This is a genomic window from Macrococcus sp. CoH-51_TC_04 (genome assembly GCF_058188655.1).
Window position 1 is genome coordinate 100,918 of record NZ_JBVGOY010000005.1, and the last position, 23,166, is coordinate 124,083.

The window sequence follows — 23,166 nt, forward strand, 5'->3', positions numbered from 1 at the left end:
GAAATTTATATAATTAAGCGTTCGGGGTGACTGTATACATTAAAGCTATCCTCTCTTATAAATCCAATTGCGGTAATGTTTAAATCATCGGCAAGCTTAATTGCAAGATCTGTCGGAGCAGATTTACTTAATATTATCCCTACACCAATTTTAGAGGCTTTTATCAGTATCTCAGAAGAGATTCTACCCGAGAATATTAATATTTTATCTTTAATTGGGATGCGATTTAATATGCAATGCCCATATAGTTTATCCATTGCATTATGTCGACCGATATCTGTGCGGTGTAAGTGGAAGGCATCGCCATCGCTGATTGCTGCGTTATGCAGGCCTCCCGTTACTTGAAATGCTTTACTTTCACTTTGAAGATGCTGCATCATACGAATGACTTCACTTGGCGTAATCGTCTTCTCAGTTGTAGATACTTTAGACGTTTGCATATCATTAACAAAATAAAACTGTCTGCTTTTCCCACAGCAAGAACTGATCATACGTTTTGAGTGATTTGCATGAATTGAATGTATCTCGCGCGTAAGTGTAATATGACACAGTCCTTTAGAATCATCAAGATGGAATTTCTCGATATCGCTAAACTTTCTTATCACACCTTCTGAGGCTAGAAACCCTATGATAAGTTCTTTCATATAATCAGGTGTACACACTATTGTTGCGAATTCTTCGTTATTGATATAAATCGTTAATGGGAATTCAGTTGCAATCTGATCATGCTCCTCACGTAATCCGTCACGATTATACTTCAATATATTATTTGTAACATAAACTTCAGGCGTCATTATGATTCCCCCTTTAGTTATATCATATCAAATTAAGCACATAACGTATTTGACAATTGCTTCAAAATAAAAATTTTGAATATATTATTAAACGGTTATCTATAGGGATTCCCCTACACACTTTAGGACATTCCCCAATGGCTCTAACTTGTGAAAAGTTTCATAATCTAAAGTAAGAGGGCGAATGTCTAAAAGGAGTGTTATAAATGGCAATTGGAACAGGATTACGTTTCTTTAAACCAACAGAAAAATTCAATGGAAATTGGTCAGTATTAGAAGAGAAAAGTCGCGAATGGGAAAAGATGTACCGTCAGCGCTGGAGTCACGATAAAGTTGTAAGAACAACGCATGGCGTAAACTGTACAGGTTCATGTTCATGGAAAGTCTTCGTTAAAAACGGCATTATCACATGGGAAAATCAACAAATCGACTATCCATCATGTGGTCCGGACATGCCTGAATTCGAGCCTCGTGGCTGTCCACGTGGTGCTTCATTTTCATGGTATGAGTATAGTCCGTTACGTATTAAGTTTCCTTATGTTCGCGGGGTGTTATGGCGCATGTGGCAAGAAGCTTTAGAAACGATTGGAGATCCCGTACGTGCCTGGCAGTCAATTGTAGAAGACGAAGCAAAGGCGAAGGCATATAAACAAGCACGTGGTATGGGTGGTCATGTCCGTGTGAACTGGCGTGAAGTAACACAGCTTATTGCAGCACAATTAATTTATACGATCAAGAAATACGGTCCAGACCGTATCGCAGGTTTTACGCCAATCCCTGCGATGAGTATGATTTCATATGCATCAGGTGCGCGTTTCATCTCGTTACTGGGTGGGGAAATGTTATCGTTTTATGACTGGTACGCAGATTTACCGCCAGCATCTCCGCAAATTTGGGGTGAGCAGACAGATGTTCCAGAATCGAGTGACTGGTATAATGCCGGATATATTATTATGTGGGGTTCTAACGTACCACTAACACGTACACCAGATGCTCACTTTATGACAGAAGTTAGATATAAAGGTGCGAAAGTTGTATCAGTAGCACCAGACTATGCTGAAAATGTTAAGTTTGCAGATAACTGGTTAGCACCGAATCCTGGTACCGACGCAGCACTTGCACAGGGTATGACACATGTAATACTTGATGAGTTTTATGAAAAACGTCAGGAACCGATGTTTATTGAGTATGCAAAACAATATACAGACATGCCGTTCTTAATTATGTTAGATAAACATGAAGATACATTGAAAGCAGGACGTTTCTTACGTTCGAGTGATTTAGGAGATACTTCTGAGCATAGTGAGTGGAAACCAGTCGTATATGATGATTTATCGGAATCAATCGTTGTGCCTAACGGTACGATGGGACAACGCTGGGAAAAAGATGTGAAATGGAATATTAAATTAGAAACAGCAGACGGTACAAAAATTGATCCTGCAATGACTATTAAAGATAAAGGTCATGAAGTTGTTGAGGTTGTGTTCCCGTTCTTTGATAACGCAGGTAATGGAACATTCAAACGTCCGATTGCAGCGAAGAAAGTCACGCTTGATGATGGTACAGAACAATATGTTGCTACAATTTATGATTTAATGTTGTCTCAATATGGTGTAAACCGTTTTAACACAGATTTAGAAGCAAAAGATTATGATGATGAAAGTTCTATCTATACACCAGCTTGGCAAGAGAAGATTACAGGTGTAAAACCATCCATCGTTGTTCAAGTTGGACGTGAATTTGCACAAAATGCAATCGACACTGGTGGACGTTCAATGATTATTATGGGCGCGGGTATAAACCACTGGTTTAACTCAGATACAATTTACCGTTCAGTATTAAACTTAGTTACATTATGTGCAACACAAGGTGTAAATGGCGGAGGCTGGGCACATTATGTCGGTCAGGAGAAATGTCGTCCGATTGAAGGATGGTCCACAATTGCATTCGCAAAAGATTGGCAAGGACCACCAAGATTACAAAACGCAACGAGCTGGTTCTACTTTGCTACTGATCAATGGAAATACGAAGAATCTGGTGTAGATGCATTAACATCACCACTTGCAGAGAATGTAAAACATCAGCATCCAGCAGATTATAACGTGCTTGCTGCACGTCTGGGATGGTTACCATCATATCCGCAGTTTGATACGAACAGTTTACTGTTCGGAGAAGATGCGCGTGAAGCCGGCAACTTTACGAATGAAGAAATATTAAAACGTGCAGTTGAAAGCGTGAAATCACGTGAAACGAAATTTGCAGTAGAAGATCCCGATAATAAGAAGAACCATCCGAAAACATTATTCGTATGGCGTTCTAACTTAATTTCTTCTTCAGCAAAAGGACAGGAATACTTTATGAAACATCTATTAGGTACAAAGCATGGATTACTTGCTGAACCTAATGAAACAGAAAAGCCTGAAGAAGTCGTATGGCGTGAAGATACTGAAGGTAAGCTGGACCTACTAATAGCACTTGATTTCCGTATGACGACAACGCCACTTTACGCAGATATTGTATTACCAGCTGCGACTTGGTATGAGAAACATGATATATCTTCTACAGATATGCATCCGTTCGTTCATCCATTTAATCCAGCCGTAGATCCACTTTGGGAATCAAGAAGTGACTGGGATATCTATAAATCTATCGCGAAGACGTTCTCTGAAATGTCAGAACGTCACTTAAAAGGTACATTCAAAGACGTTGTCACTGCACCACTTGCACATGACTCACAGCAAGAAATTTCTACACCTATGGGCATTGTTCGTGACTGGACTAAAGGTGAAGTAGAAGCAGTTCCGGGTAAAACGATGCCAGGATTTGCGATTGTAGATCGTACGTATACGGAAGTGTACGACAAATATATATCAGTAGGACCTTTGCTGGAGAATGGTAAAGTAGGCGCGCACGGCGTAAGTTTCAGCGTTAAAGAAGAATACGATGAATTACGCTCGATGGTGGGTACGTATGAAGATGATACAGTGAAAAATGGATTGCCAAGAATTGATACAGCAAAACGCGTTGCAGATGTTATTCTGAACGTTTCATCGGCAACAAACGGCCATGTATCACAAAAATCATATGAAGATCTTGAACGACAAACAGGTATGGAATTAAAGGATATTTCAGCAGAACGTGCAGCTGAGAAAATTACATTCCAGAACATTACAGCACAGCCACGTGAAGTGATACCAACTGCGGTATTCCCAGGTTCGAACAAATTAGGTCGTCGTTATTCACCATTTACGACGAACATTGAACGACTCGTTCCATTTAGAACGTTAACAGGGCGTCAAAGTTACTATATTGACCATGAAGTATTCCAGCAATTTGGTGAATCACTGCCTGTATACAAACCGACATTACCACCAATGGTATTTGGCACGAAAGATAAGAAGATTAAAGGTGGCGTAGATAGTTTGGTTTTACGTTACTTAACACCACACGGTAAATGGAATATTCACTCAACATACCAGGATAATCAACACATGTTAACATTATTCCGCGGTGGTCCAACAGTATGGATCAACAATGAAGATGCAGCACAGCATAACATTAACGATAACGACTGGTTGGAAGTATATAACCGTAATGGACTTGTTACAGCTCGTGCTGTGGTTTCTCACCGTATGCCACGCGGTACGATGTTCATGTATCATGCACAAGATAAACATATTCAAACACCAGGGTCTGAAATTACAGATACGCGTGGTGGTTCACATAATGCGCCAACACGTATTCACTTGAAGCCAACGCAACTTGTTGGGGGTTATGCACAAATTAGTTACGGATTTAACTATTATGGTCCAATTGGTAACCAACGTGATGTTTACGTTGCTGTACGTAAGATGAAGGAGGTTGATTGGCTTGAAGATTAAAGCACAAGTCGCAATGGTAATGAATTTAGATAAATGTATCGGGTGTCATACATGTAGTATTACATGTAAAAGTACCTGGACGAATCGTCCAGGTGCTGAATACATGTGGTTTAACAACGTAGAGACAAAACCAGGTATCGGCTATCCGAAGCGCTGGGAAGACCAGGAAGTATATAAAGGTGGCTGGCAGTTAAACAGCAAAGGAAAATTAGAGCTTAAATCAGGTTCTAAACTTTCTAAAATTGCTTTAGGGAAAATCTTCTATAACCCAGATATGCCTGAAATGAAAGACTATTATGAGCCATGGACTTACAATTATGCTAATCTTACGAACGCGAAAGAACAAAAGCATTCACCAGTCGCAACGGCTGAATCATTAGTATCAGGTAAAAAAATGGACTTACAGTGGGGCCCGAACTGGGAAGATGACTTAGCTGGTGCGCACATCACAGGACCAACAGATCCAAACATTCAAAAGATTGAAGAAGAAATTAAGTTCAATTTTGAACAGTCGTTTATGATGTACTTACCACGTCTATGTGAACATTGTTTAAATCCATCTTGTGTGGCAAGTTGTCCGAGCGGTGCAATGTATAAACGTGATGAAGATGGTATCGTACTTGTAGACCAAGATGCTTGTCGTGGGTGGCGTTATTGTATGACTGGCTGTCCTTATAAAAAAGTTTACTTCAACTGGAAAACGAACAAAGCTGAGAAATGTACCTTCTGTTTCCCGCGTGTTGAAGCAGGACTTCCGACAGTATGTTCTGAAACATGTACGGGACGTATGCGTTATTTAGGTGTATTACTGTATGATGCTGACCGTGTATTAGAAGCAGCGACTGTAAAGGATCCGCAAGATCTATATCAAGCACAACTCGATTTATTCTTAGATCCTCATGACCCAGAAGTGATTGCTCAGGCAGAGCGTGATGGTATTGCACAAGACTGGATTGAAGCAGCACAAAACTCACCAGTATATAAACTTGCAATTGAATACAAACTCGCATTTCCATTACACCCTGAATATCGTACATTACCAATGGTATGGTACTGCCCGCCACTTAGTCCGATTATGAACTACTTTGAAGGTAAAGATTCTATCAAGAACCCAGATATGATCTTCCCTGCAATTGAAGAGATGCGTTTACCAATTCAATACTTAGCAAACATGTTAACCGCAGGAGATGCACAAACTGTAAAAGAAGCGTTGCAACGTATGGCGATGATGCGTAGTTACATGAGAGCCGTTTCAAGTGGTAAAGACTTCGACGCGTCACGTTTAGACCGTATCGGCATGACAGCGCATCAAGTGAAACAAATGTATCGATTACTTGCAATTGCAAAGCATGAAGACCGCTTTGTCATCCCGACATCACATAAAGAAGGATACATGAATACGTATAGCGCTCAAGGTGGCGAGGGTTATACAAGCGATAACTTCGGCGCAGATTGTGACGGTTGTGGTCCAGTACCTGCTGGTAAGTCTGGTAAAGAAGTTTATGAAGATAACTTCTATGGAGGTATTTGGCGTGATTGATTTAAATAAACTTTATGATTATAAACGTGCATTTGGATTCTTTAGTCACCAGCTCATTTACCCAGAAAAATTAAATTTTCATCCAAGAGAATTCGACGGGGTGTTTGCAGAGGATCATCCTGCTTATGAAGCAATCAATCAGTACTGGAATAATATGCATGAAATTAGCTTGTCTGAAATTCAGGAAGTGTATACGTCGACATTTGACTTTGAAAAGAAGACGACGTTATACATGACATATGTTAAATTCCAGGATAAGAAAGAACGCGGACAAATGCTTGCACGACTTAAAGTATTGTATGAAATGTTTGGACTTGAAATGCCTTCATCAGAACTGTCAGACTTCTTGCCATTAATGTGTGAATTTATTTATGCAGCGGATTGGCGCGGAGATGAACGTGCAGAGGAAAGCATGGGGTTGTTATTAATGGTCATTGAAGATGGTACGTATAATCTGCTGCAAGCATTAGAACATATTAAGAGCCCATATTATCATTTAATCTTGGCGATAAGAGAAACATGTAAGGCATGTTTGATTAAAGATGAGAATGAGGTGACGTTAAATGGGTAATCAATTATTGTGGGTAATATTCCCCTATGCGTGTATTGCGATTTTTATTATTGGTCATATTTTTAGGTTTAAATATGATCAGTTTTCATGGACGGCAAAGTCAAGTGAGTTTGTAGAGAAGAAGTCGTTGATGTGGGGGAGTATTTTATTCCACTTAGGAATTATCCCGGTTATATTAGGGCATGTCGTAGGTCTAGGTATTCCTGCAAGCTGGTTGCGTGCAATTGGTGTGAGTGATCATTTATATCATATCGGTGCCGTATATATCGGAAGCATCTTCGGAATCGTCACGCTTATTGGTATGTTATTGTTGACAGCACGTCGTGTAACAAATGAAAACGTAAGAAAGCTAAGCTCGTTATCAGACATTCTTGTTAACTTTCTATTACTATTCATCGTATTTATCGGCTGTTATTCAACAATCGTAACGAATGCTACATTACCAGACTTTGATTATCGTAATACAATCTCTGAATGGTTCCGCGGATTATTAATATTAAGACCTGAAGCAGGATATATGGAAGGTGTTCCATTATCTTTCAAGATTCACGTAATCACAGGATTCTTAATTACAGCATTGTGGCCATTTACTCGTCTTGTCCATGTATGGAGTGTACCTGTAAACTATGTCGGACGCAGTCACATTATATATCGTAAACATAAATAATAAGTTATAATCAGAAGGCAAAGGAGTGTAAATGATGCATGATTATCAAGCGATGATAGACCAGCTTAGAGAATCACTGAATGTAGATTTTATCGGACTCGCGATGCCTTCTGATTTAATTTTACAGACAGATATTCACTGGCGCCATGTTTCGGGTGAAACAAATGAACGTTACAAGAAGATTGAACTAAAAAAAGGTAAGGGTGTCGCCGGTATCGTAATTAAAACAGGGCGAGACTGGATTGAGCTTGATATTGAATCCAGTAGTTTGAATGCACACCTATTTGATTTTCCAATTATTCGTTTTGAAAAGTTAACGAGTTTTATCGCTGTACCATTATGGAAATACAATAAAGTTGCAGCTGTACTTCTTATTGGGAATAGAAGTAAACGTCCGTTTACTTTAACGATGCATGAACAGCTCAAAAAAAGTCTTGAGCAAGGACTCGGTACTTTTTATTGTAAGGATGTGATCAATAGTGTCGAAACTTGAGCGTGAAATAAATGATGATGGATTGGTTGATGCCTTTTATAACGATACCGATGAACTCATCATATTTATAGATGAAAAGAACAATATACTCACAATGAATCAAGCCGCTCAAAAAGTGATTGATTTACATGACAATATTGATGGTCTGACAAGAAATCTTTGTCGCACATGTTTAGGAGTTACAAGTGAAAATGCAATAATGGAGTGCAAAGACTGTTTTATTAAACGTGAACAAAATAATCAGTCGTTTCAATTATTTCTAAAAGATGAAAATGGGGAGCCTAAACCGTATTCAGCATCTTACGTCGTGCTAAAAGAAAATAACGGCACTAAAGTACTGACATTGCAAAATATTTCCCAGCAAATAAAAACGCAGGAAATTCTTCATCAGAAAACAATTACACAAAAAATTATTAGTGCGCAGGAAAATGAAAGAAAAAGAATCTCACGAGAATTGCACGATAGTGTGATTCAAGAGTTGCTTAATGTATCAGTTGACATTCGTTTGATGAAATATAAGACTGAAGAAGAGAAAGAGAAGCATCTTCAGATGATGGAAGGTTCAATCGCACGACTAATGGATGATATACGCAATCTATCCTTAGAGTTGAGGCCTTCTTCTTTAGATGATCTTGGTTTAGTAGCAGCATTTAACTCTCATTTTAAGCAACTTGAAAAGAGCTATGGTCTTGAAGTTAATATGGATGAGAATATAGGCAACATTCGTTTTTCTAATGAGATAGAAACAGCAGTATACAGAATTACACAAGAAGCAATACTGAATGCCTTAAAATATGCGAATGTCGATGAAGTAAATGTATTTATACAAAAAGATGAAACCGAATTAACAGTAGAAATTAGCGACAGTGGAGATGGGTTTACACCAGGAGATACACCAAAAGGATCCGGACTCGGATTCTTTGGTATGCAAGAACGTGCGGCTATCGTCAATGGGTATGTTGAGATTAATAGCGAAACAGGAAAAGGTACGTTTGTAACGTTAACCATCCCACTCTAGGGGGATAAATATGAAGATTGTAATTGCAGATGATCATGCAGTTGTGCGTACGGGATTCTCGATGATTTTGAACTATCAAGACAATATGGAAGTTGTTGCAACAGCAGCAGATGGTATGGAAGCTTTCCAAATGGTCTCGCAATATAAACCAGATGTACTGATTATGGACTTAAGTATGCCGCCAGGAGAATCAGGATTAATTGCTACAGGTAAAATAAAAGAGGCATTTCCTGAGACAAAGATACTGATATTGACGATGTATGATGATGAAGAGTATTTGTTTCATGTTCTCAAAAATGGTGCAAACGGCTATATTCTGAAAAATGCTCCAGACGAAGAATTGATTAAAGCAGTGCGAACGGTCTATCAAGAGGGAACTTATATCGATCCTAAGATGGCAACGTCACTCGTGCATGAATTAATACACCATGATACAGAGTACTCAGCGAAAAATGATCATTTAAAAATATTAACAAAACGAGAATTAGAGATATTACCTTTAATTGCGAAAGGCTATGGTAAAAAAGAAATAGCTGAAATGTTATATGTTTCAGTAAAAACTGTAGAAGCACATAAAGCAAGAATCATGGATAAGCTAGAGCTTAAAAGTAAACCGGAACTTGTAGAATACGCACTTAAGAAAAAATTACTTGAATTTTAAAAAAGGTAGTGACACGATGCAATTTCAAACAAAGATGAAAGCACTGCGTATTTTAGAGAATGAACACATATTGATGCGTTCACTATTACATGAATGGTATCAAATCATGATGGATGTGAAAGCTACAGAAGCGATGCTTTCAAAATATCATAAACTAAAGTTATTAAAAGAAAAAGTGTCGGAGTTTTTACCGGTACTTGATAAGCACCAGGCAAAAGAAGAGCAGTTTTTCTTTCCTGTTCTAGGAAGTTATATTGGAACAGATCAAGGTCCAATACTGACAATTGAAGCTGAGCATGATGAGATGGCACAATATTTTAATCACTTTAACGGTGTTACAAATATGATGGAACTGAGTGTAGAAGATATTAATCTCCTGTTGAATGATTTGAACGAAGGTTACGAAATTTGTATGGTGCACATGTATAAGGAAGAGAGTGTACTGTTCACAATGGCGGAAAAGGTATTTAAGATAAAAGATGAAGAAACGCTTCTAGAGGTATTGAATACAAAGATTATATAAAGAGAGAACTAAAACTTGAAAGAGTTCTAGTTCTCTCTTTATATAGGGAAATGACTCAGTTATAGGGGGAATTCCCCAATGTTAAATGTATCACAATCGCCTTACAATAGTTTTGTATAGTAAATCACAAACTAATGAAAAAGGTGAAAGAAATGGACAAATCAACAAGTAAAGTACAGTTACCCTTACAGACGTTAAGTTTAGTTGCAGGGTTTATGGCATGGACAATCATTGCACCGCTTATGCCATTTATGTCACAAGAATTTACCATTCCAGAAAGTCAGAAAGCAATTATTTTAGCGATACCAGTTATTCTTGGCTCAGTTTTGCGTATCCCACTTGGTTATTATGCCAACTTAATCGGTGCAAGAAAGGTATTCTTATTCTCGTTTATATTCTTATTGATTCCAGTATTTTTACTTAGTTTAGCACAGTCTACTACGATGCTGATGATTTCAGGCCTTTTCTTAGGTGTTGGGGGCGCAATCTTCTCTGTAGGTGTTACGAGTGTACCGAAATACTTCCCGAAAGAAAAACATGGTTTAGCGAATGGTATTTATGGAATGGGGAATATCGGAACTGCTGTATCAGCGTTCGCAGCACCACCGCTTGCGAATGCAATTGGCTGGAGCAACACTGTTAAATCTTATTTAGTAGTTATGGCATTATTTGCGCTACTGAACTTCTTATTAGGAGATAAAGATGAGCCGAAAGTAAAACAACCATTAATGGATCAAATTAAAGGTGTATTACCAGAGTATAAACTGTATTTACTGAGCTTCTGGTACTTCATTACATTCGGTTCATTTGTAGCATTTGGATTGTTCTTGCCGAACTTCTTGGTTAATAACTTTGGATTAGATAAAGTTGATGCAGGAATACGTACAGGTATATTTATCGCGATTGCCACATTACTACGCCCAATTGGTGGCGTGCTGGGTGACAAGTTACGTGCTATGGATGTCCTTAAAGTTGTGTTTGTTGGTCTTATTATTGGTGCAGCAATGCTTTCGATTAACCATCAAATCTCTTTCTTTACTGCCGGATGTTTAGTTATTTCAGCATGTGCGGGGTTAGGAAATGGCTTAATCTTTAAATTGGCTCCGACATATTACTCTAAACAAGCAGGTATTGTTAACGGTATTGTTTCGATGATGGGTGGATTAGGTGGATTCTTTCCGCCACTAGTTATTGCCGCTTGTGCAGCAAACTTCGGTACAAACAAGCCAGCTTTTGCCTTCCTTGCAGTGTTTGGTATAATTGCATTAATAACAATGTTCTGGATGGACAAAAAAGAAGGCAGAAATTAGGGGATGACATATGCGGTATGACAGACAAATAAAATTTTATGGTATCGGCCAGGAGGGTCAGGAGAGATTATCTCAAAAGACTGTCGGGATTGTAGGGTGCGGTGCACTTGGTACACATCTTGCAGAATCCATGGCGAGGTGCGGTGTAAATAAAATTGTGATTGTTGATCGCGACTATGTTGAGCTTTCTAATTTACAACGACAATCACTATTTAAGGAACAAGATGCAGTTGATTCGACACCTAAAGTGATTGCTTGTGAAAGAGAATTAAAAGCAATCCGAAGTGATATACAAATCGAAACTTACATCGATCATCTTGATGCGCCGCTTCTAGAAGCGGCGTTTTTGCAATGTGATTGTATATTAGATGCAACAGATAACTTTGAAACGCGATTGTTAATTAACGATTTCGCTTATAAATATAATATCCCATGGATTTATGGTGCGTGTGTAGAGTCGACTTATGTGGCATGTCCGTTCATTCCAGGTGAAACACCGTGTTTTAATTGTGTGATGGGTATGTTACCAATCATGAATAGAACCTGTGATACAGTAGGTGTTATAGAACCTGCAGTAAGTATGGCAACGAGCTTTCAGATGGCGTATGCGTTAAAGTTATTAACAGGGACACCGTTTGATGCGAAATTAGTGTTTGGTGATGTATGGCAGATGGATCATACAGCCCTTAAATTTTCTCGTATGTATGATGATGAGTGTATGACGTGCGGAGGACAAGCAACATATCCAGAACTGCATAAACGTACACATGAAACGATGTTATGCGGGAGAGATACTGTTCAAATTACCACACAGTTTAGTGATGAAGAATTGTTAAAACATTTAGAATCATTGTCTATTACCGTCCAGGAAACACCTTATTTTATTCGGTTTAACTTTAACGGCTATCCGATTGTACGGTTTAAAGGTGGTCGTATGCTTATTCATGAAGTTCAATCGATGGCGGAAGGCAAGACAGTTTATCATCAACTATTTGGTTAGGAGCGATTAGTATGGAACATTCAAATGATGTGCGTAAACAATTAAATGTAGGTGTCATTACAGTAAGTGATACGAGAGATTATGCTACGGATAAGGGCGGAAAGGCAATTGTTGAACATTTAAAAAGTATTGAAATCGATGTTTCACGTGAACATTACTTGATCGCTAAAGACGACCAGGCTGATATTCGAGCGAGCATTATGAAATTACTGCATGATAAAGTGGATGTCATTATTACGACAGGTGGAACAGGTATTGCAAAACGTGATGTTACGATTGAAGTAGTGAAGTCTGTTATCGATAAAGAACTGGAAGGTTTCGGTGAAATATTTCGTTATTTAAGCTATACAGAAGATGTAGGTACACGAGCGATGCTCTCACGTGCGTTATGTGGTACGAAAGATAATACCGTAATTTTCTCGATACCAGGATCAGTTGGTGCTGTAAATCTCGCAATGAAAAAGCTCATTACACAAGAGATTCATCACATTGTGCATGAGCTTAATAAGTAATTAACGGTTAAAATCGCCGTTTTTGCCACCAGATTTATGTTCGAGATAAGTTGGACCGATAATCATACCTTTATCAACTGCTTTGGTCATATCATATATTGTAAGTGCCGTCGCGCTTGCACCCGTTAAAGCTTCCATTTCAACACCTGTTTGTCCGGTCGTTTTAACGGTGCAAGTGATTAATATTTCATAACCGTCAATCGTATCCCATTCAAAGGCAATATCGATACCACTTAAATTTAGTGGGTGACACATCGGGATAATTTGTGCGGTGTTCTTTGCAGCCATAATACCTGCCACCTGTGCCACGCCAAGCACATCGCCCTTTTTATTCTTGTGGTTGATGATTTGCTCATAAATGACTGCGTTTACTTTAATCGAAGTTTTAGCAACAGCAGTGCGTGTTGAGGTAGGTTTATCTGATACATCTACCATCTTAGCGCGTCCTTGTTCATTAAAGTGTGTTAAATTGTTCATCATTTCACTTCCTTTTTGTATACTATAACTATCATACTACATTTAGAGAAAGTAGGATAACGATGCTTGAAAAACGTACACCCATTCCAGTTACAGAAGCGATAGATAAATGTTTACAGCATGCTAAATATAAAATAGTAACGAATAAGTATTACACCGATAGTTTAGGCTATACATTAGCTGAAGATATTATTGCAACATATGATATACCGATGTTTGATAAGTCGCCATATGACGGCTTTGCGATTGTAAGTGAAGCGTCAGAAGGTGCAAGTGGTGATGCGCGTAAGGCATTTAAAGTTATCGATCATATCGGTGCCGGACATGTAAGTGACGCACAACTAAAAGACAACGAAGCAGTACGTATCATGACTGGTGCGCCAATTCCAGAGGGTGCAGATGCTGTCGTTATGCTTGAACAAACGTCGCTCATAGAAAAGGGTTTTACGCTTAGAAAACCATTTACACCTGGTGAAAATATTTCAAGGCAGGGTGAAGAATGTAAGCAAGGTGAAGTTGTTATTCCGAAAGGAACGCAAATTACTGCAGGTGTAATCGCAGTATTGGCGACCTTCTCGTATGAGTACGTGAACGTTTACCATAAGCCGACTGTTGCACTAATTGCTACTGGATCAGAACTTGTAGAAATGAATGAATCACTTGCACCAGGGAAAATTAGAAATTCAAATGGACCGATGATTGCATCACTTTGTAAAGCGATGGGTATTAAAGTGAAAGACTATCGTGTTCATGGTGACAACTTCGATGCGCTATACGAAGTAGTGCGTGATGCCCTGGATGCACATGACATCGTAATTACTACGGGTGGTGTGAGTGTCGGTGACTTCGATTTCATGCCTGAAATATATAACAAACTTTCAGCAGAAGTGTTATTCAACAAAGTTGCGATGCGACCAGGCAGTGTAACAACTGTAGCGGTAAGTCATGACAAATTTCTTTTTGGATTATCAGGTAACCCGAGCGCTTGTTACACGGGGTTTGAGCTATATACGAAGCCTGTACTGCGTAAAATGATGGGTCAGAGCGAAGTATATCCGACTGTGGTTAAAGCAACGCTTGCAGAAGACTTCACGAAAGCAAATCCATTTACAAGATTTATAAGAGCGGATTTAGATTACCGTAATATGACGGTAGCGCCGAGTGGATTTAATAAGAGTAATGCAGTGATCGGCATCGCAAAAAGCAATAGCATGATTGTTTTACCTGGGGGAACGAGAGGGTTTAAACAAGGTGACACTGTAGATGTCCTGTTAACAGAACTTTCTTGTGAGGATTCATCATGGTAAAAGTATTGCAAGTCGTTGGATTTAAAAAGTCTGGAAAAACAACAACGATGAATCGTATTATTAAGCAATTGAAAACACTCGATTATGAAGTGTCTGTTATTAAACATCACGGTGAAATTGGTGGACAGGAAATAGATATTCCAAGAACTCGTGATCATATAACATATATAGAGAACGGAGCAGATGAAAGCATCGTCCAGGGATATGCGTATATTCATAAGCTAAGAAAGAATGAATCGATTGAACTCCAGACTATTATCGATGAAGAAGTAACGTGTAAGGATATTGTGCTAGTAGAAGGTTATAAGCAGGCACATTACGATAAAATTGTGCTTTACAACAATGCTGAAGATAAAGAGATGCTATCTCAGTTACAAAATATTAAACTGATGGTAGATACATCCGTTGATAGTGAACAAGTGATAAAGAAATTCATACAAAGTTGGGTAGGTGATACACGTGAAACAATTTGAGGTCGTAACGATGCCGATTGATGTTGAACATTATAGAAAGATGACGGTAACGCCACATCAAGGTGCAGTATGTGTGTTTACCGGTATCGTAAGAGAATGGACACAAGGTGTTAAAACAGAGTATCTGGAATATGAAGCATACATTCCAATGGCAGAGAAAAAATTAGAACAGATCGGTCAGGAAATAAACGTGAAATGGCCGGAGACGATAGTAAGTATTGCTCACCGTATCGGTAATCTTGAAGTATCAGAGATAGCAGTGGTGATTTGTGTATCGAGTCCGCATCGCAAAGATAGTTATGCAGCAAATGAATATGCGATTGAACGCATTAAAGAGATTGTTCCGATATGGAAAAAAGAAATATGGGAAGACGGAGAACAGTGGATTGGTGGCCAAAGAGGTTACCATCCGAATTATAAGGGGTGATATGATGAAAGTATTATATTTTGCACATATTAAAGCAAAACTGGATCGCACAGAAGATCAGTTTTCGTTTGCTGAGCCTGTTAAAGTAAGTCAGTTTAGAAAGCATTTATATGAAACGTATCCGGTAATACGTGATGAGCAATTTCAAATCGCTGTTAATGAAGAGTTTGTACGCGACGAAGATGTAATTCATAATGATGATGTTGTCGCATTAATTCCACCTGTTAGTGGTGGCTAAATGATCGGTGTTATATTAGCAGGAGGTGCTTCTACACGCTTTGGCAGCAATAAAGCCCTTCACAAAATCGATGGTAAGCCATTTTACGAGCATGTATATGAAGCATTTAAAGAAAGTACCGTATCGTGCATTGTTCTGAGCACGAATAAACAGAGGACTTCATACTTTGAAGAGGAAATTAAAGAGAAGCAACTCGATATGCACGTAGTAACGGATATCGAAGCGGATTGTGGCCCGATGTCAGGCATATACACTGTAATGGAAACGTGTATTTCAGAAAGTTACTTCGTCGTCTCTGTTGATACACCGTTTATAACAACAGAAGCAATAGACTATCTTATTAGTTGTTTTAATACACGAAATGTAAATGCGCTGTGTTATAAGGATGACTTACAAGTACATCGCACAATTGCGATTTATCATCGTTCGTTACTACCTGTTATACAAGAGAGTATGAAACAAAAGCGTTATGCATTAAAACAATTGACGGTTGAGGCACAGTTTGTTCCTGTTTCAGAAGTAAGCGACGAAAGCGAATGGTATGCTAATATTAATACAAAGACTGATTTACAGAACGTAAGGAGGGTGACAAATGAAACAAATAACAGATAAATTAGGGCGCCCGATTAGAGATCTGCGTATTTCTGTAACAGATCGCTGTAACTTCCGTTGTACATATTGCATGCCGAAAGAAATATTTGGTGATGACTATGTTTTTCTGCCGAAAGATGAATTACTGTCCTTTGAAGAGTTGACGCGTATTGCAAAAGTATATGCACAGCTCGGTGTCAAGAAAGTAAGGATTACAGGTGGGGAGCCGCTATTGCGTAGAGATTTACCGGACTTAATACGCGAAATCCAAGCGATAGAAGGTATAGAAGATATCGGTTTAACGACGAATGGTTTGTTGCTGAAAAAGCACGGACAAGCATTATATGATGCTGGATTACGTCGCATAAATGTCAGTTTAGACGCGCTTGATGAAACATTTGAAGCGGTAAATGGACGTGGTATCAGTGCGGATCAAATATTAGAACAAATTGATCACGCTGTATCTATTGGTTTACAAGTTAAAGTGAACATGGTGATACAAAAAGGTATGAATGACCATCAGATGATTCCGATGGTCAAGTATTTCAAAGATAAAAAAATAACATTGCGCTTTATTGAATTTATGGATGTTGGTAATGACAATGGCTGGAATTTTGATAAAGTAATTACGAAACAGGAAATGATAACGCATATTTCAGAGCATTTTAATATTAAGCATGAACCACCGAAATACTTTGGCGAAGTTGCGAAATATTATGTTCATGATAATGGCGCAAAACTCGGATTTATTACAAGCGTGTCAGAATCATTTTGTTCAACGTGTACAAGAACACGCTTAAGTTCAGATGGTAAGATATTTGGTTGTTTATTTGCAACAGATGGTTATGACTTGAAAGAATTTATTAGAAGCGGTGCGACAGATCAGGAGTTGAAGGACAAGCTTATTGCACTATGGTCTGTGCGTCAGGATCGTTATTCTGATGAACGTACTGCCGAAACTGTGAGGCAAAGAAAGAAAAAGAAAATAAATATGAATTATATTGGTGGCTAAAATTATTATTTTAATATAATAATTTTATTAGATATAAACTATGTGTAAGTATATATATATTCATATAACAATTTTAAAATAGCATATCATCGAAAAAATCGATGATATGCTATTTTTTACTTTTATTATTCAAAATAAACGTTATAATAGAGTAGTAATAAAATTAGTACTAGGTAATAATATTAACTGACAATCCTTTTCGGTATCGTGGTTTCATTATTATTTTATTTAGAGGTGACTTATGGAAAGAGACAAAAAGTTAATGTTAAGAAAGATGGTTAAGCCTTATGAGAAATCCGCACTACAAATAAGTTTAGTCCAGGTGCTAAATACACTGGTTCCTTATTTAGTACTTGTAGCGATAAGTATGTTAAGTTACAGTGTTTCTCCATGGATATCAGTAGCTGTTAGTATTGTGGCAGCATTCTTCCTAGTTCGAACGTTTATTATATTTCATGACTGTTGTCATGGTTCGTTCTTTAAGAATAAGAAGTGGAACGATGCAATGGGAAATTTTACTGGATTTTTGACGATGTTTCCGTATCAGCAATGGCGCAGAGAACACAATATTCATCATGCAACAAGCGGCAACCTTGATAAGAAGGGGATCGGTGATATATGGATGATGACCATTGATGAATATGAAGCGGCAAGTAAGTGGAAGCAACGTGGTTATCGTATGTATCGTAATCCATTTGTTATGTTTGTTTTAGGGCCGATATATTTATTGTTCGTTACAAACAGAATTAATAGTAAAGGTGCTAAGCAGAAAGAAAAATTAAATACGTATTTTCATAATATTGCAATCTTGGTCGTGTATGGATCTATTATCTGGTACTTTGGATTTGCATTCTTTGCAGCGGTATTTCTACCGATTATGTTTATCGGGTCAATGCTTGGTATATGGATGTTCTATATTCAGCATACATTTGAAGAATCGTACTTCGAAGAGAATTCAGAGTGGGATTATGTTAAAGCTGCAGTTGAAGGGAGTTCGTATTACAAATTACCAAAATTATTGCAGTGGTTAACAGGGAACATTGGGTTCCACCATGTGCATCATTTAAGTCCGAGAATTCCAAATTACTATCTCGAAACTGCACACGAAGAAGTTAAACCACTGCAGTATGCAACGACAATCACATTTAAACAAAGTCTGGAGACAATTAAATATAAACTTTACGATGAGAAAAGAAAGGTATTTATCACATTTAAAGATTATTATCGTAATTATGCAAAGAAAAGAACAATTTAAAAAACAAGAATGGAAACTAATTCCATTCTTGTTTTTATTTGAAGAAAACTTCGATAATGTAATCTAGATTCTCGTCTGTAAGTTGTAGTGTCGTTTCATTTACTTCGCTTAACAACATTTTTGTATTATTTTCTTCAAATACGATAGATTTCTTGAAATATGGTTCAAATACATGGATGAAGCCATTAAGCACAGCTTCCTCAGCATTCATTGTAGAACGTGCTGATGTTGGTGCGACAGTCAATGTGTCAAATTCTAAATGATTTTTAATCATTGCAAGCACCTTTAAATTTTCTGGGGGATTATTATTCGTTATGTGATAAATTGTTTCATGCTGTGCATGTAAGATAGCATGCGCCAGTACCTTAACGACATAATCAACTGGAACTAAGTTCGATGTACAATTATCATCTGCGAATAAGCGAAATGGCTGTTTGCCAATTAATCCTTTACGGTCCATCTTACGTTTAAATACTTTCAAAGCTTTCATAAAGCCATAAAGCGTGAACTTAGAGTCCGCTTCACCAGTCACAGAATCTCCGATAATAATCGCAGGTCGTAAAATTGAATATGTCAATCCGCTTTCAGCGACTGCGTGTTCAGCTTTAATCTTACTCTCTTCATATGGGTTATTTACTGGTGTACCAATTGGATGTAGTATTTCCTTAGCATACTCGTTTGTGCCGACAGTATATGCTGTCGATACGTATAAGAAATGCTTTGTATTTAAATCCTTTGCCAAGTTAAGTGCGTGTAATGTTCCATGATAATTGATATTAAATAGATCGTTGCGCAGTTCTTCATCAAATTTCACTAATGCTGCAAGATGATAAAAGTAATCCATTTCTGGAAGAAGCTTTATAACATCCTTGTCAAGACCACAATTAGGCGAGGTGATATCACCTTGAACAAAGTGGAGGCGACTTTCATTTTCCTTAGTAATTAATTTATTCTTACGTGCTTCATCACGATATAGAATATACAAATGATGATTATTATTCTGTAGCAGCTTATTGATTAGTTGTGCTCCGACAAAACCGGTTGCACCCGTTAAAAATATATTCAAATTGTTCACATCCATAAATTTAATCCTAAATTATATTGTGCAGTAATTTGCAACTAGAGTAAAGAGATATGAAAAAACTTAAGAATAAAGATGTGCCTTCCTGCCATGCAGCATATAATATGCAACCATTCCGATAATTACTAGGATGCTCATGTAACGATACAAGCCATGCAACCCAAGCATCGGGATAAATAGTCCTAATATATAAGGGCCGAATCCAAGCGCAAAGTCTAAAAAGATAAAGTATGTACTCGTTGCAAGACCCATCTTTTCATGATCTGTAACTTTAACTGCTGTTGCTTGTGCAATAGACTGAAAGTTGCCGTATCCAAATCCTAGCAATGCAGCGCTTAATATTAAAGTCCAGGAAGCATGCGTGATACTTAAACACAATAATCCAAGGAAAAAGGAGATGAGTGATGGGTACATCACGATATTCGTACCCTTTCTATCCATAAGTTTACCTGTGATTGGACGGGATATCAGTACAACTAGTGCATAAGTAAGGAAGAAGAAACTTCCTGCAGTAATCAAATTGTTCTCTTTTGTGAAAAATGAAATAAAGCTGAGTACACTTGAATATGCTGTACAGCAAATAAGAACAACAATTGAAATAGGGATTGCATTACGATCGATATAATCTGAAACATGGAAGCCTTTCGGCGCGTGTGAGTTCATAGATTTTACTTCGTGGTTCACTTTAACTTGAGGCACCATTAATAGTCCGATAACTGCAAGGACTAAACAGAAAATAAAGAGTTGTCTAAAGGAAATAACCTGAAGTAATGATAATCCCAAAAACGGTCCAATAGCAGTTGCCATCACTGTACTCATACTAAAGTAACTGATACCTTCGCCACGGCGCTTTATTGGCGTGATAAATGCAGCAATGGTCCCTGTAGCTGTAGAGGCAATGCCATTGCCCATCCCATTTAAAAAACGTATTGCAAGAAGTAATGGTAAGTTGAACGATGCGAAGTAGAGGGCAGTTGTAATCGTAAATATGAGTACGCCAATTACGAGCACTTTCTTTTGACCTAAAATGTCAATATTTTTCCCAGCCCAGAATCTTCCGAATAAGCTCCCGACAATAAAGATTCCAGATACGAGGCCGGCAGTACTCGTAGAGACATGATACTCGTCAACTGCGTATCCACCGATTGTAACAAGTAATAAAAACATTGATAACATTAATATAAAATTGATCAAAGAAACCATGATAAATGGTTTAGTCCATAATTTTTCTTCCAATATAACAAATCCTTTCTATTCTTCAGTAATTTCAATTGACGAGAGTGCCTCGTTAATAATGAGTAATGTGTCAGAATCGATATTCTTTAAATAATTGGTTTGAACAGTCTCTATCATTATCATGACCTCTTCATAAGTTGTGTGTCCTTTAGCGGTAGGGGTAAGTAATCTGGACCTCTTATCTTGTCCAACTGTACTCTCAATAAATTCGTATTGAATAAGAAACTGAATTATTTTTGTTGCTGTGGGCTTTTCTATATTACGTAGCTTAGCGATTTCTACTAGTGTCGTAGATTGTTTGAGCACAATAATTTTTAGGACAAGCCATTGAGCGGAGGACAGACCGAACTGAATTAACGATTTGTTCATATGATCAACATATGCTTTCCTTAGAGCAAGGATGTGATCAAATAATTGCATTTGCTGTAGTGCTCTTGTCATAGGAAGTCACCACCTCTTTTATATAGTTAGCCTAACTAACTATATAAGTATAAAAGAATACAGAGCTTTTGTAAATAAAAAAAGATGGCATAGAAGCCATCTTTTTTTTATAGAAATTGTGTATTTACAAATTTTGCTGTTACATACTCTTTAATACCGAGATGAGAATTCTCTCGACCAAATCCTGAATGTTTTACACCACCGAATGGCGTTTCTGGATTTGAGATTGCAACTTCATTAATTCCGACCATACCATATTCTAGAGTTCTAGAAATTTGCTGAATAATAGAACTATCACTTGCATATGCATAGCTTGCAAGACCATACTCTGTATCATTAGCCATAGCGAGAGCCTCTTCGATCGTATCGAATGTAATGATAGGAATTACAGGTCCAAAAGTCTCTTCATAGAAAATATCCATTGTTTTATTAACATGATCTAATATAGTAGGTTGTATAAAGAAACCGTTTGAATACTCACCCTCAGTAAGTCTATGACCACCTGTGACAAGTGTTGCCCCTTTATCTGTAGCATTCACGATCTGCTGCTTGATTTTATCAATAGCATCTTCACGAATTAATGGTCCGATATCACTTTCCTCATTTAAGCCATTGCCAACTTTAAGTGCTTCCACTTCAGGAACAAGCTTATCCATAAATTTATCTTTAATAGAACTATGAACAAATATTCGGTTAGGTGCAATACAAACTTGTCCATTATTACGGAATTTTGCAGCTATTAGACCTTTTACAGCTGCCTCGATATCAGCATCTTCATGAACGATAAATGGAGCATGGCCTCCAAGCTCAAGAGACATTTTCTTTAAAGTCTGGCCTGACTGCTCGTATAATGCTTTACCAATAGGTGTAGAACCGGTAAAAGTAATCTTATTTACTTTATTAGAATCAGTAAATGCCTGACCGATTTCTTTAGAACTGCCCATAACAATATTTGCTACACCTTTAGGAAGCTCTGCTTGTTCGAATAATTCAAATATCGCGAGCGCTGATAAAGGAGTATCTCCTGAAGGTTTAAGAACAATTGTATTTCCTGCTGCAAGTGCTGGTGCAATTTTACGTGTAATCATACCAGATGGGAAATTCCATGGTGTAATCGCCGCAACGACTCCAATTGGTTCATAAATAATTTCATATTTATGATTGTTTGGTGCAGGGATAAGCTCACCGTAGAGACGACGTGACTCTTCGGCATTCCATCTAAAGCTTTCAGCTCCTGAAAGTACTTCTAATTTAGATTCTTTCAAAGGTTTTCCTTGTTCTAACGTCATAATTTCAGCAAGACGATCTGCATTTTCTTCTAATAAGTCAGCAATTTTATGGAGATAAGTAACACGTTCTTTAAGTTCAAGTGCTTTCCAGCCAGAGAAAGCTTCATGAGCTGTTTGAATCGCTTCTTCTACTTGTGCTTCGTTAGCTTGTGCGATTTGTGCAATTGTTTCACCAGTTGCCGGATTTATGACATCTTTCTTGTCCTGGGTTGTTACCCATTCTCCATTTATATATAAATCTGTGTGTAATTCATTGATTACGTTCGTCATAATATACCTTCTTTCAATAAATTGGTTATATCTATATTTACCCTTTTTATGGATGATTAAACAAATCATATGCTTACTGTAGGAAATCTAGTATAGTAA

Annotated in this window: 24 protein-coding genes; 18 read left to right on the forward strand and 6 right to left on the reverse strand. The window is 37.8% G+C overall.

Going from position 1 to position 23,166, the window contains the following annotated elements:
* Positions 1–5 precede the first annotated feature (5 nt).
* Positions 6–794: a formate dehydrogenase accessory sulfurtransferase FdhD gene (gene fdhD, locus ACZ2V4_RS06565; protein ID WP_490514646.1), complete on the reverse strand. Its 789-nt coding sequence runs from the start codon at positions 792–794 to the stop codon at positions 6–8.
* Between the two features lie 206 nt (positions 795–1,000).
* Here fdhD and ACZ2V4_RS06570 point away from each other — a divergent pair, with 206 nt between their 5' ends.
* The 11 genes from ACZ2V4_RS06570 to ACZ2V4_RS06620 all read left to right on the forward strand — a co-directional run bounded on the left by ACZ2V4_RS06570 (position 1,001) and on the right by ACZ2V4_RS06620 (position 12,970).
* On the forward strand, positions 1,001–4,675 hold the full coding sequence (locus ACZ2V4_RS06570) for a nitrate reductase subunit alpha (RefSeq protein WP_419956627.1): 3,675 nt from the start codon (positions 1,001–1,003) through the stop codon (positions 4,673–4,675).
* Positions 4,665–6,215, forward strand: a complete 1,551-nt coding sequence (gene narH, locus ACZ2V4_RS06575; RefSeq protein ID WP_219493591.1) for a nitrate reductase subunit beta — start codon at positions 4,665–4,667, stop codon at positions 6,213–6,215. Before ACZ2V4_RS06570 ends, narH begins: the two co-directional genes overlap by 11 nt.
* Complete coding sequence (gene narJ / locus ACZ2V4_RS06580) at positions 6,208–6,786, forward strand: nitrate reductase molybdenum cofactor assembly chaperone (RefSeq protein WP_219493592.1); 579 nt, start codon at positions 6,208–6,210, stop codon at positions 6,784–6,786. Before narH ends, narJ begins: the two co-directional genes overlap by 8 nt.
* On the forward strand, positions 6,779–7,453 hold the full coding sequence (narI, locus tag ACZ2V4_RS06585) for a respiratory nitrate reductase subunit gamma (RefSeq protein WP_099483331.1): 675 nt from the start codon (positions 6,779–6,781) through the stop codon (positions 7,451–7,453). The genes narJ and narI overlap by 8 nt, the downstream gene beginning before the upstream one ends.
* Positions 7,454–7,487: 34 nt before the next feature.
* A complete protein-coding gene (locus ACZ2V4_RS06590; protein ID WP_219493593.1) occupies positions 7,488–7,946 on the forward strand; it encodes a GAF domain-containing protein in 459 nt (152 codons plus the stop codon).
* On the forward strand, positions 7,933–8,964 hold the full coding sequence (locus ACZ2V4_RS06595; protein WP_458620223.1) for a sensor histidine kinase: 1,032 nt from the start codon (positions 7,933–7,935) through the stop codon (positions 8,962–8,964). The genes ACZ2V4_RS06590 and ACZ2V4_RS06595 overlap by 14 nt, the downstream gene beginning before the upstream one ends.
* 10 nt (positions 8,965–8,974) lie before the next feature.
* Entirely contained in the window at positions 8,975–9,625 is a 651-nt protein-coding gene (locus ACZ2V4_RS06600; RefSeq protein ID WP_490514647.1) for a response regulator, read from the forward strand.
* 16 nt (positions 9,626–9,641) lie between these two features.
* Positions 9,642–10,148, forward strand: coding sequence for a hemerythrin domain-containing protein (locus ACZ2V4_RS06605; RefSeq protein WP_219493595.1), 507 nt, complete (start codon positions 9,642–9,644; stop codon positions 10,146–10,148).
* Between the two features lie 152 nt (positions 10,149–10,300).
* Positions 10,301–11,458 carry a nitrate/nitrite transporter gene (locus ACZ2V4_RS06610; RefSeq protein WP_219493596.1) on the forward strand — a complete coding sequence of 386 codons (1,158 nt, stop codon included), beginning with the start codon at positions 10,301–10,303 and terminating at the stop codon, positions 11,456–11,458.
* A 10-nt stretch (positions 11,459–11,468) separates the two neighbouring features.
* On the forward strand, positions 11,469–12,458 hold the full coding sequence (locus ACZ2V4_RS06615; protein WP_219493599.1) for a ThiF family adenylyltransferase: 990 nt from the start codon (positions 11,469–11,471) through the stop codon (positions 12,456–12,458).
* A gap of 11 nt (positions 12,459–12,469) precedes the next feature.
* A complete protein-coding gene (locus ACZ2V4_RS06620; protein ID WP_219493600.1) occupies positions 12,470–12,970 on the forward strand; it encodes a MogA/MoaB family molybdenum cofactor biosynthesis protein in 501 nt (166 codons plus the stop codon).
* Here the strand turns inward: ACZ2V4_RS06620 and moaC are convergent, their stop codons facing one another.
* Entirely contained in the window at positions 12,971–13,447 is a 477-nt protein-coding gene (gene moaC, locus ACZ2V4_RS06625) for a cyclic pyranopterin monophosphate synthase MoaC (protein WP_219493601.1), read from the reverse strand.
* A 62-nt stretch (positions 13,448–13,509) separates the two neighbouring features.
* On the opposite strand from moaC, the gene ACZ2V4_RS06630 reads away from it, so the two are divergent.
* From ACZ2V4_RS06630 to desA, 7 genes are all read left to right on the forward strand, one after another.
* Positions 13,510–14,754 (forward strand): molybdopterin molybdotransferase MoeA, encoded by a 1,245-nt coding sequence (locus ACZ2V4_RS06630; protein ID WP_219493602.1) that lies wholly within the window; start codon positions 13,510–13,512, stop codon positions 14,752–14,754.
* Positions 14,748–15,227, forward strand: coding sequence for a molybdopterin-guanine dinucleotide biosynthesis protein B (gene mobB / locus ACZ2V4_RS06635; protein ID WP_219493603.1), 480 nt, complete (start codon positions 14,748–14,750; stop codon positions 15,225–15,227). The genes ACZ2V4_RS06630 and mobB overlap by 7 nt, the downstream gene beginning before the upstream one ends.
* The gene (locus tag ACZ2V4_RS06640; protein WP_219493604.1) at positions 15,214–15,654 is read left to right on the forward strand and encodes a molybdenum cofactor biosynthesis protein MoaE; all 441 of its coding nucleotides are present in this window, start codon (positions 15,214–15,216) and stop codon (positions 15,652–15,654) included. The genes mobB and ACZ2V4_RS06640 overlap by 14 nt, the downstream gene beginning before the upstream one ends.
* Positions 15,655–15,658: 4 nt before the next feature.
* The gene (locus ACZ2V4_RS06645; protein WP_219493605.1) at positions 15,659–15,892 is read left to right on the forward strand and encodes a MoaD/ThiS family protein; all 234 of its coding nucleotides are present in this window, start codon (positions 15,659–15,661) and stop codon (positions 15,890–15,892) included.
* On the forward strand, positions 15,893–16,504 hold the full coding sequence (gene mobA / locus ACZ2V4_RS06650) for a molybdenum cofactor guanylyltransferase MobA (RefSeq protein WP_219493606.1): 612 nt from the start codon (positions 15,893–15,895) through the stop codon (positions 16,502–16,504).
* Positions 16,485–17,495, forward strand: a complete 1,011-nt coding sequence (gene moaA / locus ACZ2V4_RS06655) for a GTP 3',8-cyclase MoaA (protein WP_219493607.1) — start codon at positions 16,485–16,487, stop codon at positions 17,493–17,495. Before mobA ends, moaA begins: the two co-directional genes overlap by 20 nt.
* Positions 17,496–17,736: 241 nt before the next feature.
* The gene (desA, locus tag ACZ2V4_RS06660; protein WP_219493608.1) at positions 17,737–18,750 is read left to right on the forward strand and encodes a Delta(5) desaturase DesA; all 1,014 of its coding nucleotides are present in this window, start codon (positions 17,737–17,739) and stop codon (positions 18,748–18,750) included.
* Between the two features lie 34 nt (positions 18,751–18,784).
* On the opposite strand, the gene ACZ2V4_RS06665 is transcribed toward desA, so the two are convergent.
* The 4 genes from ACZ2V4_RS06665 to ACZ2V4_RS06680 all read right to left on the reverse strand — a co-directional run bounded on the left by ACZ2V4_RS06665 (position 18,785) and on the right by ACZ2V4_RS06680 (position 23,067).
* A complete protein-coding gene (locus ACZ2V4_RS06665) occupies positions 18,785–19,831 on the reverse strand; it encodes an SDR family oxidoreductase (RefSeq protein ID WP_419895269.1) in 1,047 nt (348 codons plus the stop codon).
* A gap of 63 nt (positions 19,832–19,894) precedes the next feature.
* The gene (locus ACZ2V4_RS06670; RefSeq protein ID WP_241427467.1) at positions 19,895–21,067 is read right to left on the reverse strand and encodes an MFS transporter; all 1,173 of its coding nucleotides are present in this window, start codon (positions 21,065–21,067) and stop codon (positions 19,895–19,897) included.
* A gap of 15 nt (positions 21,068–21,082) precedes the next feature.
* Complete coding sequence (locus ACZ2V4_RS06675; RefSeq protein WP_219493611.1) at positions 21,083–21,508, reverse strand: MarR family winged helix-turn-helix transcriptional regulator; 426 nt, start codon at positions 21,506–21,508, stop codon at positions 21,083–21,085.
* A gap of 107 nt (positions 21,509–21,615) precedes the next feature.
* Positions 21,616–23,067: an NAD-dependent succinate-semialdehyde dehydrogenase gene (locus ACZ2V4_RS06680; protein WP_420494082.1), complete on the reverse strand. Its 1,452-nt coding sequence runs from the start codon at positions 23,065–23,067 to the stop codon at positions 21,616–21,618.
* Positions 23,068–23,166: the final 99 nt, after the last annotated feature.